The organism is Pseudomonas sp. RP-B7, from assembly GCF_059803535.1.
On sequence record NZ_JAPFHC010000042.1, the window covers coordinates 15,934 to 28,057 of the forward strand.

Below are 12,124 nucleotides of genomic sequence, written 5' to 3' on the forward strand. Positions count from 1 at the left end.
TTAATCCCATAACAGAATTTGCAGGTTCGGCTTGACCGTCACGGTCAGGCCGTTGGTGCCGCTTACCGGGGTTTGCGTGCCGCGTAGCGGGTCGTACAGGGTCGCACTGGTCAGCCCGGGCAAGTGCGCGTTGCCGCCCTCGGCCGCCCAGAAGAACCATAGCTTGTGGCCGTCGGCGCGGGTCCAGCCGATGCTGAACAGGCCGTCGGGCAATTGGTCGGCGGCCGGTGGGTCGGCCGGGCTCAGGCTGGGGCCGCTGACATCCAGGAAATACTTCAGCGCGGTGTAGACCGGCTTGGGGTTGGCGTCGATGTCGAGCAAGCCGTAGAACCTGTCGCGCACGCTGGCGCGTTGGTCCAGGTCGCTGAGGGTGAACAGGAAGATCCTGTCGAAATCCATCGCGCTCATCAGCGCCACGCGCCGCACCACGTAATCGGCCTGTTGTTGCGGGGTGATCAGGTCTTGCGCGTCTTTCGGCCCCGGGTAGGTCGACCAGCCCCACTCGGTGCTCCACAGCGCCTGCACGCCGCCGTTGCGCAGGGCCTGGTTGAGCGCGCTGGTCTTGGCAATCAAATCCAGGTTGGACGGGTCGTTGCCTTCGGGCAACTGGGTGTAGGGATGATAGGACACCACCGTGTTCAGGCTGGCCACGCCAAGGGCGCCGAGGGCGTTGAACATGGTCTGGCCGTTGGGCATTTCGCTGAAAAACGCCATGCCGGCGGCCACCACGGGTTTCGCCGGATTCACCCCGCGCAAGGCGCTCGCCGTGGCGGTCAACAGGCTGGCATAACCCGCCGGGTCGGCCGCCGGACGCCAGAAGCCGAGCAGGTTGGGCTCGTTCCACACCTGCCAGGCGTCAACGCTGGGGTAGCGCTGGGACAGCAGCGCCATGCGTGTGGCGAACATGTTCGGATCGGCCGGCGGGTACTGGTCCTGATACGGCGCGCCGGCGGGCGCAGTGGTGGCGAAAGGGGCCGAACCGACCAGGTAGAACAGCGACTTGAGCTGGTTGTCTTGCAGCTTGCCGACCAACTGATCGAGGGTCGCGATCTGGTACTGGTTTTCCACGGGTTCCAGTTGATCCCAGTGCAGATCCAGGCGCACCCATTGCAGGCCCAGGGCCTTGAGGCGGTCGATCTGCAGCTGGTAGCGCGCGGGGCTGAACCACAGGAACTGCGCGTTCACCCCCAGGAAATCCTTCCACACCACCTCCTTGCTGCCCTTGAGCACATGGTTCTCGGCGTCGGCTGGGCGCCCCCACATAAACGCGCCGAGGCCAAGGGCGGCGATCAACGCAAGGCTCGCCAGGTAGGTGTATCTACGTGCCATACGGGGCCCCCGCAATCGCCTGTTCAAACAGCTGCTTGAAGCGCTGCGCGGTCAGCGGCCACAGGCGTTCGCGGCCGATTTCCCCGGCACGTTCGGCCCAGTCCCGGACCAACGACGGCGTGCGTGCCAGGCGCAGCAATTGCGCGGTGAGGGCCGCGACGTCACCTTGTGGATAGATCGCGCCGTTGCCGCTGGCGACCTCTTCGGCAAACGCCCGCGCATCCGAGGTGATCGCCCCGCGCCCGCACGCGGCGGCCCAGGACAGGGCGCCACTGGTGCCGCGTTGGCGCCCGAGCAGGCCGAGTTTTTTCGATTCGCGATACGGCAACACCATCACATGGTGCGCCTGGATCGTCTGCGCAATCTCGGCCGCCGGCAGGTTCAGCCGCCAGTCGAGGGTGTCGGTGAGGCCCAGTGCGGCGATCTGGCTGTTCAACTGCTCCAGGTAATTACCGCCTGCGCCGAACGCCATCTCAGCGGCGGTGCCACCGGCCAGGGTCAGGCGCACGCGGCCGCGTAATTCGGGGGCTTGCTTGAACATGTCGGCCAGGGCTTGCAGCAGGTCTTCAATGCCTTTGCCGCGGTAGATAAAGCCGAAGTACAGCAGGTGCAGGGTGTCCAACGCCGGCAGCGGCGCGGGTGGGGTCGCCAGGTTGGCGTGGTTGATCACCGCGACTTTGCCGGGTGGCAATTGCATGCGCTGGGTCAGGCAGTCGGCGCCGAGGCGGGTGAGGGTGATCAGGCGGGTCAGGCCTCTGGCGACTTGGCGTTCTTCGCGCAAGGTCAGTGGGTCGGCCAGCACCACCGCTGCTTGTGGCAACGGGCTGGGCAGGCGTTCCAGCAGGTTCAGCGGGAAGGGCAGCCGCTCGCGCCGCCAGACGATACGCTCGGGGTCATGCACCGTGGCGGTCAACGGTAGGGTCGGATGAGCCTTGCGCAATTCGCGCAGGGCCAGGAACTCGCCGAGCCGCCCGCCGCCCAATTCGGCGTGGACCAGGTCGACGCTCTGCCAATTGAACGCGGCGATGGCCTGCTGGATCGCCTGGGTACTTCCCTGCGCGCCGCTCAACGGTGTCGCCACCGTCACGCCCAACTGCTCCAGCGCCGTCTTGAAATGGTTCGCATAGTCGGCGATGCCGTTTTTTTCCGGCGGCAAAGGAGCCAGCAGGGCAATGCGCATCAGAACGCCCCCCGGTACTTGGCGATGGTTCGCAGGACCTTGGCCGGTACTTCGAATTTACGCCGGTTGATGATGATGCCATCGACCTTGCCGAACGCGGTGTTGAGGATCGACAACGCGTGCTCCACCACTGGCACCGTGCTTTTATGCGCTTCCACCACCAGTGCGATCAGGTCGGCGCGGCGCAGGGTGACAAACGCGTCGCGGTTATCCAGCAGGCCCGAGGCATCCAGCAGCACCACTTCGCCAGGCTCCGCCGGGGCGAGGCCGCCGACCCGTACGTTCACGCCGTTTTCCAGCAGCAGATGGCGCAGTTGCTCGACCACAAAGGTCACGCCTTCGCCGTGCCGCGCCGAGGTCAGCCCCAGGGTCAGGCCGTTCTGCGCAATGCGGTCGGGTTTGAGCTGGCTGTACAGCCGGTAGATGCTGGCGTGGAATGCGTTGGTACTTTGCACAGTGCTGGTATCCAGCTCCGGCAAGGTGGTCCACAGCCGCAGGCCGAACTTGCGCTCCACCAGGCCGCCATCGTGGATACGCTGGTCAAGCAGGTAGCACAGGTAGATCACCAGCAGGCCGACGACGATGGCAAACGGAACCGCCAACACCAGCATCACCAGGGTTTTGGGGAAGATTCGCCCAGGGTTCAGAGTGGCTTCTTCGATCACCGCGATGTTGCTGATCTGGCTGTTGTCCAGCTCTCGGTCGATGCGCGATTTTTCCAGGTTGTCCACGTACAGCGCGTAGTTGCGCTCGGTGGCGTTCAGCTCGCGGGACAGGCGCGCCAGCTCCGGTTCAACCTCCAGGGCTTGGGTGCGTTGCGTCTCCAGGTTCAGCAATTGCTTCTGCTGTTGCACCAGCTGCGTGCGCAGTGCCTTGTTGTTGCTGGTTTCATCCAGCAGCACGCGCTGCAAGTGGATTTCCAAGGTGTTCGGCGCGCGGTTTTCCGAGGCTTGCACCGTGTTGCTTTCGCTGGCGACCTGGACCCGCATCGCCTGGATCGAGGCGTCCAGGGCTTTGACCGGCGGCGCGTTGTCGGTGTAGGTGCGCATCATGTCGGCCTTCTCCAGCAGCTTCTGGTTGAGCAGGCGACGCAAGTCCTGCTGCTGCGGGTTCAGGGCGATCTGGCGAACGGTGGTGACTTCCTTGGGCTGGCTCTTGAGCTGGGTGCGCGTGCTCTCGATGGCGCTGTCGGAAGAGGCGATCAAGCGCGTGGTGTTGAAGGTCTCGCCGCGCAATACGTTGATGCGCTCGGACAAGTCTTCAAGGCGGTCGGTGATGCTCGCCGCACCGATCTCGTTGAGGTGCTTGAGGATCTGCTCCTTGTAGCTCTTGATCTCGCTGGCGCTGTTACTCACCTGGCCTTCGTAGAACACGTAGAGGCTCTTGCGGCCCAAGGCCTCGGTGCGTTCGTTGATGTAGGTTTCGACCCAGTCCTTGACCACCGCCTGGGCGATCTCCGGATCACCCCAGGTAAAGCTGATGTCCATCACCGTGGAGCCGGCGGCGTGGCTGACATCGAAGCTCTTTTCCAGGCTGGCGGCCAGGCGTTCCACCGGGGTGGTTTTTTCGATGATGCCGATGGTTTCCAGCACCACGCGGATGCCGTCGAACACTGCGCCGATGCCTTTCTTGACGTAGTGCTTGGTGACTTTCAAGAAGCCTTCCGGCGGCGGCGCGTTATCGATCACTTCCAGGTAGTGCTCGGCGACTGCGCGCACGATGGGCCGCCCGGTGAGCAGGCGCTCTTCGTCGACAATCGGGTCGCGCTGGGTGCTGGGCATCACCAGCGCCTGACGGTTGCTGATCTCGATCGGCAAGGTTGAATCGCGCCCCGGCTTGACCAGCAGGCGCGCGGTGGATTCGTACTTGGCCGGCAACAGGAACGCGCCGAGCAGGATGATCACCAGCGCGGCAATCGCCGCCAGCTTGAACTCGCGACGGAAGATGAAGAACAGGCGCAGAAGATCACGAAAAGAACGGATCTCGATCATGGGATGTCGCTCCTTTAGTTATTGCCGCCGCTGGTTCGGGTGTAGTTGTAGCCAACCCCGATCGACTTGGTGAACGGGATCAGTTGGTTCATGTAGGTATCCACCCCTTGGATGCGCTCGCCCACGTTGGATTTGGGCACGAACACCACATCACCGCGTTGCAGGTGCACGGGTTTGCGCCCGTTGGGGCCGGTGTTGAGCAACTGGCTGAAGTCCAGGAAGTACGCGCGATAGGCGCCCTGGGCGTCTTCGCGCAGCAACGCGACCATGCTCGCATTGCCCGCCGGGCTGACCCCGCCGGCGCCGAGGATGGCCTGTTCGAGGGTGTTGGCCGTGGCGATCTGCACCGCCGTCGGGTTGTTCACCGCACCGCCGACGATCACCGAGTTGCCCGGTGCCTGGTTGATGTTCACCGTCACCCGTGGCTCGCGATAGGTCTGCGCGAGCTTGCCGGTCAGTTCGGTGGCGAGTTCCGAAGGCTGGCGCCCGGCGACATGGATCGGCCCCAGGAACGGGTAGTTGATCTTGCCGTCGGTCTGCACCGTGTACAGCGTCAGCTCATAGATGGTGCTGACGTTGAACGCCGACAGCGTCGGCATCTCGCCGGCATCGCGGACGATGCGCAACTGATCGCCGACGCGGATGCGCTCCACCGCCGGCGGTAATTGCGCAAGCTGTTCGAGGGCGCGTTTGCCGTCCTCGACCGCCTTGCTGTCTGGCGCGACGATGCGTGCCGGTGTATTGCAGGCGGCCAGGGCCAGCATGGCCAGGGCGAGCACGGTTCGTTTCATCACGGGGGACTTCCTCTGGGTCATGCTGCTCACCTCCAATAACCGGGAAACATGCTGATGCGCCGCTTGAGGGCGAGGGGCAGACGGCGTTCCAGGTGGCCCAGGCGGTAGCCGAGCAACTTGAAGGCGCTGCGCACCAGAACTTCGGGGACACGGTGCAAGGCGCCTGCCTTGCGCAACGCGGCAAGCTCGGCGAGCACGTAGCGCTTGCCTTCGCCCCCGGCGTCGCCAAAGGCTTGCTTGATCCACGGCTCGCGGCCGTAGAACACACCAATGTCGAAGTAGCGATGAAACTCATCCATGAGTTTGTAATCGTGGGAGTGATGCACCAGCGCCGTGGCGGCGTAGCGCACCTTGTAGCCGTCGAGCAGCATGCGGGCGGCGACGAAGGCGTCTTCGCTGCCGATCACGTCCCTGGGAAAACCACCCACCGCCTCCAGCGCACTGCGCCGGTACACGGAAAACGAGTCGGAGCTGAAGCAGGTCTTGATCCCCAACTCCGGCGCATCGGCCAGGCTTTTGCTGCGGCTCTGCGCGGGGTAGTTGAAGTGCCGTGACTGTGCGCCCAGCACCCCAGCGTCGGGGTGTGGCAACTGGCGACCGTAGGCCACCCCGTTGAGCGGGTCTTGTTGCAGCTCGTCGAGCAGGTTGGCGAAGGTTTCAGGGGCGGCGGGGATGGCGTCCTGGGTCATCACGATCAAGGCGTCGCCGTCCACTTGCGCGCTGGCCCAGCGCCGCGTGCCGCCGTGGTTGAAGTCGCGGGCGTCGATCACTTCGACCCGTGCGCCGAACGCACGAAAGCGTGCCACGGTGTCATCGCTGGAGGCGCTGTCCACCACCAGCATCTCGTCCGGTTGCAGGGTTTGCATGGCCAGCGCCGGCAGCAGCCGCGTCAGGTGGCTGGAGGCGTTGCGGGTCGGGATGATCAGTGACGTGCGCATATCATTTTTTCACCTCGGCCGGTGCGCGCCCGTAGATGTCGTCGAAACGCACGATGTCGTCCTCGCCCAGGTACTCGCCGCTCTGCACCTCGATCATCACCAGGTCGATGATGCCGGGGTTGGTCAGTCGGTGTTTGTGCCCGGCAGGGATGTAGGTGGACTCGTTGGCGTTGATCAGGAATTCACGCTCGCCATTGGTGATCTGCGCCGCGCCGCTGACCACCACCCAGTGTTCGCTGCGGTGGTGGTGCATCTGCAACGACAGCGACGCCTGGGGCTTGACCACGATGCGCTTGATCTTGAAGCGGCTGCTTTCCTCCAGCACGGTGTAGGTGCCCCATGGCCGGGTGACGGTGCGGTGCAGGCTGTATGCCGGATGGTTCTGGCGCTTGAGCTCGGCGACGATGTAGCGCACGTCCTGGCTGCGGTGGGCGTCGGCGATCAGCAACGCATCGGGGGTGTCGACGATGATCAGGTCACGCACGCCGACCGCGCCGAGCACGCGCTTGGGCGAGTCGATGTAGCAGTTATGCACGTCGTGCAAGATCGCTTCGCCATTGACCTGGTTGCCATGGGCATCGCTGGGGGTGAGCTGGCGCAGGGCTTCCCACGAGCCGATGTCGCTCCAGCCGATGTCGCAGGGCACCACCGCGACTTTGCGGGATTTCTCCATCAGGGCCACGTCGATGGAAATGTCCGGCGCGCTGCCGAATGCCTGTGCCTCCAGTTCGCGTTGGCGCGAGGTTTTGTTTTGCAGGCTCTGGCTGTGTTCCAGCGCAGCGCTGGCGGCGCTGAGCACGTCCGGCGCGTGGGTGCTGAGTTCGTCCACCAGGGTGCTGGCCTTGAAGCAGAACATGCCGGCGTTCCACAGGTGCTTGCCGCCGTCGAGGTAGCCTTGGGCGGTGGCCAGGTCGGGCTTTTCGACGAAGCGCTTGACCCGGAAGCCGGTGTCCAGCGCGTCGCCTTGTTCGATGTAGCCGAAGCCGGTTTCCGGGTGGTCGGGCTGGATGCCGAAGGTCACCAGGTAGCCGGCTTCGGCCAGGTCGCGGGCCTGGGTCACGGCAGCGGCAAACGCCACTTCGTTGAGGATCAAGTGGTCGGCGGGCATTACCAGCAACTGCGCGGCATCGCCAAAATGCTCCTGCACATGCAGCGCCGCCACCGCGATGGCCGCAGCCGTATTGCGCCCGAACGGCTCAAGCAACAGGTCCAGGGGCAGGTGGGCCTTGTTCACCCCACGGTAGTCGTCGAGGGTGCGAAACAGCAGGTCGCGGTTGGTCACCGTCAATACGCTTTCCACGCCGGGCAGTTTGGCGGCGCGCTGGAAGGTCTTTTGCAACAGGCTCTGGCCGTCACGCATGCGCATGAAGGGCTTGGGCATGTTCTGCCGCGACACTGGCCACAGCCGCGTACCCGAACCACCGGAAATGATGCAGGGGATTAATCCGTTGAGGGCATTCATCAATAGACTTCCTTGGTGGAAAGAACGGCCGGGACCGTCATGAAGACGATGTACAGGTCAAACCACACCGACCATTTGGAGATGTACTCCAGGTCATATTCGACACGTTTCTGGATCTTGAAGAGGGTATCGGTTTCACCCCGGTAGCCGTTGATCTGCGCCCAGCCGGTGATCCCCGGCTTGACCCGGTGGCGTGAACTGTATTCGCTCACCGCCACTTCGAACGGCACCCCGGCGGCTTTGGTGGCGGTGGCGTGGGGACGCGGGCCGACCATCGACATGTTGCCCAGCAGCACGTTGAACAGCTGCGGCAGCTCGTCGATGCTGGTCTTGCGGATGATCCGGCCGACGCGCGTGATGCGCGGGTCTTCGCGGGTGGTCTGGCGTTCGGCGGTGAAGTCGCTCTGGTCGGTGAACATCGAGCGGAACTTGAACACGCGGATCTCGTTGTCGTTATAGCCATAGCGGTTCTGGCGGAACAGCACCGGGCCCTTGGAGTCGAGCTTGATTGCGATCGCCGTCGCGACCATCACCGGCGACAGGCACACCAGCGCCAGGCTGGCCAGCAGCAGGTCTTCCAGGCGTTTGATGACCGGCGACCAGCCGCGCAGTGGCAACTGCGAGGTGTTGAACATCAGGATGCCGCCCACGTCGGTAATCTTGCTGTGCCCGTAGCGCAGGGCGGCCATGTCCGGCACCAGCATCACGTTCACCGACATCTGCCGCAGGCGGTTGACCAGCCCGTGGATACGCTGCTCGGCGGCCCACGGCAGGCAGATCATGACTTGGTTGACCTGCTCGGCACGGATCAGGTTTTCCAGGTCACGGGTGTTGCCCAGCAAGGGCAGGTTGCTCAGCTCCTTGGGGATGCGCTCGGTGCGGTCGTCGATAAAACCGATCAGGCCAGATCGGATGTCGCCGTTGCGTTGCAGGTGGTCGGCGACGTGCACGGCAGTGTCGGTAAAGCCCAGGATCACCGTGCGTTGCAGGTATTTGCCCTTGCGCATCAGGTTGCGATACAGGCGCAGCATCATCAGGCGTTCCAGGCAGAACAGGCCCAGGCTGATGATGTACCACGCCAGCAGATTGCGTGGGGTCAATTGGGGGAACATCTGCAGGATCTGGTACATGAACAGCAGGATGCAGAACGCGGCCGACCAGGCTTTGATCTTGGTTTTCAGGCGCAGGCGGTTGCTGAACAATTCTTCGGAATAGATGCCCAGGGCCTGGAACAGGATGATCGTCAGGACCGCGAAAAATACCAGCAGGCCGATGAAGTGTGGGCGCAATTGGGGGTCCATCGGGTCGAGGAACAGCACCAGGACCAACGGCGGAAGGATGGCACTCAGGCCATGGATGAATTTGACGAAAACAACAAAAAATTCAACAAAACCTGCACGTGTTAAAAACAAACTGTCGACGCGCGACTTCTCTCGCATAAAACATCCCTCATTGCACTCCAGACTTCCTGCTCGGTTGTTGGATCAATAAGGCAGCATGCTGCTTATAGAGCCAAGTCGAACGACGGCTACTCTGGGTAATACGCAACTGTTCAATTCAAACAGCACTATCCGTTTGAATGGAACTTGCAGGGTCGTAATTAAAGGAGTGTTTCCTTGGTAAGCCTTGTCAACGAATTGACGATGGTGCGGATTGGCTTTTTAGGCGGTCTTAATGGTTTTTTTAGCGGCATTTTGTTGACAGTCCTTGTCCGTGCACTCGGTTTGGGTGTGTGATTTTGAGTGTAGGAACAAATGCAGGAATTTTCCTGCCAGCCGGTAAAACCTTTTTCGAACAGACGTAGGAAGGGGGGGCAGTAAGGGAGGGGCAGGGCACGTTAAGTGCCCGGCCACCGGGACTTTCGCGGAATCAGAAGTTACCTTTCAAACTAACGGTGAAATTACGTGGTTCACCGTAGAAGTTGCCCCAGGAGGCGGTACCGACGGTGTTGTAATAAGTTTTATCAAATAGGTTCTTGCCGTTGAGTGCCACGGTCCAGGTGTCATCGATGCGGTACGCCACGCGGGCGTCCCAAGTCGCGTAACCGGCCTGCTCCAGCTTGATAGTCTGCATGCGGTAGTTGCTGCTCTGGGCGTTGACGCCGCTGCCCACGCTCCATTTCGACAGCGCGCCGTCGAGCTGGTAGTCACCCCAGACCCGCAGCATATGCCTGGGCACGTAGGTGTTGGATGAGCCGCCTTCGAGGGCGCTGTCGATGTTTTTCAGGGACTTGGTCTGGGTGTAGGTGTAACCGCCAGATACCTGCAAGCGCTCGAGCAATTCACCGCTGACTTCGGCCTCCACGCCCTGGGCACGCACCCTGGCGGTGTCGGTGTAGCAAAAGCCATCGGCAGAGGTTGCACAGAAGCTGGCGTAATCGGTTTCGGCGCCGTTTTTCTCGATGGCACGGAACAGTGCCAGGGAACTGTTGAGGCGGCCGTCGAACCATTCGCCCTTGATGCCCAGCTCATAGTTATCGCCGATCTTCGGCTTGAGCGCGGCGCCATCGGCGGTGGCATAGGCGCTTTGCGGCTGGAAGATGTCGGCGTAGCTGGCGTACACCGACAGGTGCTCGTTGAGGTCATAGATCAGCGCGGCGAACGGCGTGACTTCGCCGGTTTCCCTGGAGCGCGCATCCTGCAGCGACCACTCGCCCCAGCCCAGGCTGTAGGACTGGCGACGGTTGTCGTACCAGCTCACACGGCTGCCGGCAATGAACATCAATGGTTCGGCCAGGCGCAGGCGCAAGGTCGCGTAGGCGCCGTATTGGGTGGCGGTTTCCTTGATCGTGCTGCCGCGGTACATGTTCGGCCAGAAGGTGTTGTCGGCCGGCTCCGGCAAGTGGTGGTTGGGCGTGTAGATGCCCTGGCGCGTGGGCAGGTTCTGGATCGCGTACACATCGTCCTGGGTACCACGGCTGCCGTTGGCGCCGAGGATCAGTTCGTGTTCCAGGCCGAAGGCTTCGAACTTGCCGTCCAGGTAGGCGTCGAGGCCGTAGTCGCGGTGATCGTAGTCCATCAACGCGGCGTAGGAGAGGGCAGTGGGCGCTGGGTCGCCGTAGTTGATGGTGCCTTCGCTGGCAGCGTACTTGGTGTCTTGCAGGTTGCGACTGTGCACGGCCGCGACCTTGAGTTTCCAGTCATCGTTGAGCGCGTGGGTGAGGTCGACAAAGTACGTGGCGCGCCGGCTTTGCCAGTCGTTCCAGGATTGGCCCAGGCACGTCGAACGGCTGAGGTTGGCGCTCTTGCCGTCGGCGTAGCGCGGCAGGCCGCCCCAGCATGGCGTGGCGTCGACATCTTCATAGCTGGCGCCGATGCCCAGGGTGGTGTCGGGGCTGAGGTCAACGTCGAGTGCGCCGTAGAATGCCTGGTCCTTGCGCTTGGCAATGTCCATGTAGGAACCGCGATCCTGCTGGCTGATCGCTGCGCGGCCACGCACGGTGCCGCTGTCATTGAGCGGGCCACCGGCGTCGACGTCGGCGCGATAGTTGTCCCACGTGCCGGCGGACAGCGACAGGCTGGTAGTGGGCTTGGCCTGGGGCCGCTTGCGTACGAAGTTCACCGCGCCGCTGGCGGTGCCGGCGCCCTTGAGCATGCCGGCGGCACCTTTGAGCACTTCCACGCGGTCATAAATCGCCATGTTGGCGCTGAAACTGTCGGCCTGGGCGTAGTCCTTGCCCATGTCCAGCGGTACGCCGTCGTACTGGTACTGGCCGAGCATCTTGAAACCACGGGAATAGAAATACTTGCCGCCCATGGGCGATTCGTAGCTGGTGATGCCGGGTGTGCGTTCCATCACGTCGTCGATGGTGGTGACGTTCTGGTCGTCCATCAGTTGGCGGGTCATCACGCTGACCGACTGTGGTGTTTCCCGCAGGCTGTGTTGGCCTTTGCCGATGGTCACCGCGCCGGTGGTGTAGGAACCGGTGCCCTCGGTGGTGGCGCCCAGGCGGTCGCCCGTGATCGTGGTTGCACCCAGGTTCAGCGCGCCGCTGTCGGCCACTTGCGGCAGTAGCAGCCAGGTGCTGTTGCCCTGGCGCTGGGCTTGCAGGCCCTGGCCACTGAGCAATTGGCCGAGCGCCTGCTCGCGGTCGAAACGGCCACTCAGGCCCGGGCTGGTCTTGCCGGCGACGCCTGTCGCGTCATACGACAGGCTGATACCGCCCTGGCGGGCGAACTGGTCAAGGGCGTGGGCCAGGGGGCCGGCGGCGATGTTCCAGTCCTGGGCCTGGTTGTCACTGGCCGGCGTATCGGCCAGCACGGCCAGGGGCAGGGCGCCGCCGCTCAGGCAGACGCCGAGCAAGGCGGCCTGCACTGCGCGCTTGAGAGGGGAACGGGGGGAGGGGAACGCTTGCATGACCGCGGGATGCTCCTGAAGGAAGTGAAAAGTACTGGCCTGTTGATCGGCCTTTCCTTACAGGTCGAGCGGCA

The 12,124-nt window shown here is 63.2% G+C and carries 8 protein-coding genes; all 8 read right to left on the reverse strand.

Features of this window, described 5'->3' with window-relative positions; all coding sequences use genetic code 11:
- The 8 genes from OPU96_RS26200 to OPU96_RS26235 all read right to left on the reverse strand — a co-directional run bounded on the left by OPU96_RS26200 (window position 1) and on the right by OPU96_RS26235 (window position 12,050).
- Window positions 1-1,329, reverse strand: coding sequence for a GH39 family glycosyl hydrolase (locus tag OPU96_RS26200; protein ID WP_305392368.1), 1,329 nt, complete (start codon window positions 1,327-1,329; stop codon window positions 1-3).
- On the reverse strand, window positions 1,319-2,509 hold the full coding sequence (locus OPU96_RS26205; RefSeq protein ID WP_226456169.1) for a glycosyltransferase: 1,191 nt from the start codon (window positions 2,507-2,509) through the stop codon (window positions 1,319-1,321). Before OPU96_RS26205 ends, OPU96_RS26200 begins: the two co-directional genes overlap by 11 nt.
- Window positions 2,509-4,500 (reverse strand): GumC family protein, encoded by a 1,992-nt coding sequence (locus OPU96_RS26210; protein ID WP_226456168.1) that lies wholly within the window; start codon window positions 4,498-4,500, stop codon window positions 2,509-2,511. Before OPU96_RS26210 ends, OPU96_RS26205 begins: the two co-directional genes overlap by 1 nt.
- A 14-nt stretch (window positions 4,501-4,514) precedes the next feature.
- Window positions 4,515-5,291: a polysaccharide biosynthesis/export family protein gene (locus OPU96_RS26215; RefSeq protein WP_192300422.1), complete on the reverse strand. Its 777-nt coding sequence runs from the start codon at window positions 5,289-5,291 to the stop codon at window positions 4,515-4,517.
- Between the two features lie 29 nt (window positions 5,292-5,320).
- On the reverse strand, window positions 5,321-6,232 hold the full coding sequence (locus OPU96_RS26220; protein ID WP_226456167.1) for a glycosyltransferase family 2 protein: 912 nt from the start codon (window positions 6,230-6,232) through the stop codon (window positions 5,321-5,323).
- 1 nt (window position 6,233) lies between these two features.
- A complete protein-coding gene (locus OPU96_RS26225; protein ID WP_192300305.1) occupies window positions 6,234-7,694 on the reverse strand; it encodes a mannose-1-phosphate guanylyltransferase/mannose-6-phosphate isomerase in 1,461 nt (486 codons plus the stop codon).
- The gene (locus OPU96_RS26230) at window positions 7,694-9,133 is read right to left on the reverse strand and encodes an undecaprenyl-phosphate glucose phosphotransferase (RefSeq protein WP_192300306.1); all 1,440 of its coding nucleotides are present in this window, start codon (window positions 9,131-9,133) and stop codon (window positions 7,694-7,696) included. The genes OPU96_RS26225 and OPU96_RS26230 overlap by 1 nt, the downstream gene beginning before the upstream one ends.
- A gap of 430 nt (window positions 9,134-9,563) precedes the next feature.
- On the reverse strand, window positions 9,564-12,050 hold the full coding sequence (locus tag OPU96_RS26235; RefSeq protein ID WP_226456166.1) for a TonB-dependent siderophore receptor: 2,487 nt from the start codon (window positions 12,048-12,050) through the stop codon (window positions 9,564-9,566).
- Between the last annotated feature and the right edge of the window lie 74 nt (window positions 12,051-12,124).

Coding starts and splice junctions, on each gene's coding strand:
- OPU96_RS26235 (WP_226456166.1), bottom strand. CDS start 12,050: ATGCAAGCGTTCCCCTCCCCCCGTTCCCCTCTCAAGCGCGCAGTGCAG.
- OPU96_RS26215 (WP_192300422.1), bottom strand. CDS start 5,291: ATGAAACGAACCGTGCTCGCCCTGGCCATGCTGGCCCTGGCCGCCTGC.
- OPU96_RS26200 (WP_305392368.1), bottom strand. CDS start 1,329: ATGGCACGTAGATACACCTACCTGGCGAGCCTTGCGTTGATCGCCGCC.
- OPU96_RS26225 (WP_192300305.1), bottom strand. CDS start 7,694: ATGAATGCCCTCAACGGATTAATCCCCTGCATCATTTCCGGTGGTTCG.
- OPU96_RS26210 (WP_226456168.1), bottom strand. CDS start 4,500: ATGATCGAGATCCGTTCTTTTCGTGATCTTCTGCGCCTGTTCTTCATC.
- OPU96_RS26230 (WP_192300306.1), bottom strand. CDS start 9,133: ATGCGAGAGAAGTCGCGCGTCGACAGTTTGTTTTTAACACGTGCAGGT.
- OPU96_RS26205 (WP_226456169.1), bottom strand. CDS start 2,509: ATGCGCATTGCCCTGCTGGCTCCTTTGCCGCCGGAAAAAAACGGCATC.
- OPU96_RS26220 (WP_226456167.1), bottom strand. CDS start 6,232: ATGCGCACGTCACTGATCATCCCGACCCGCAACGCCTCCAGCCACCTG.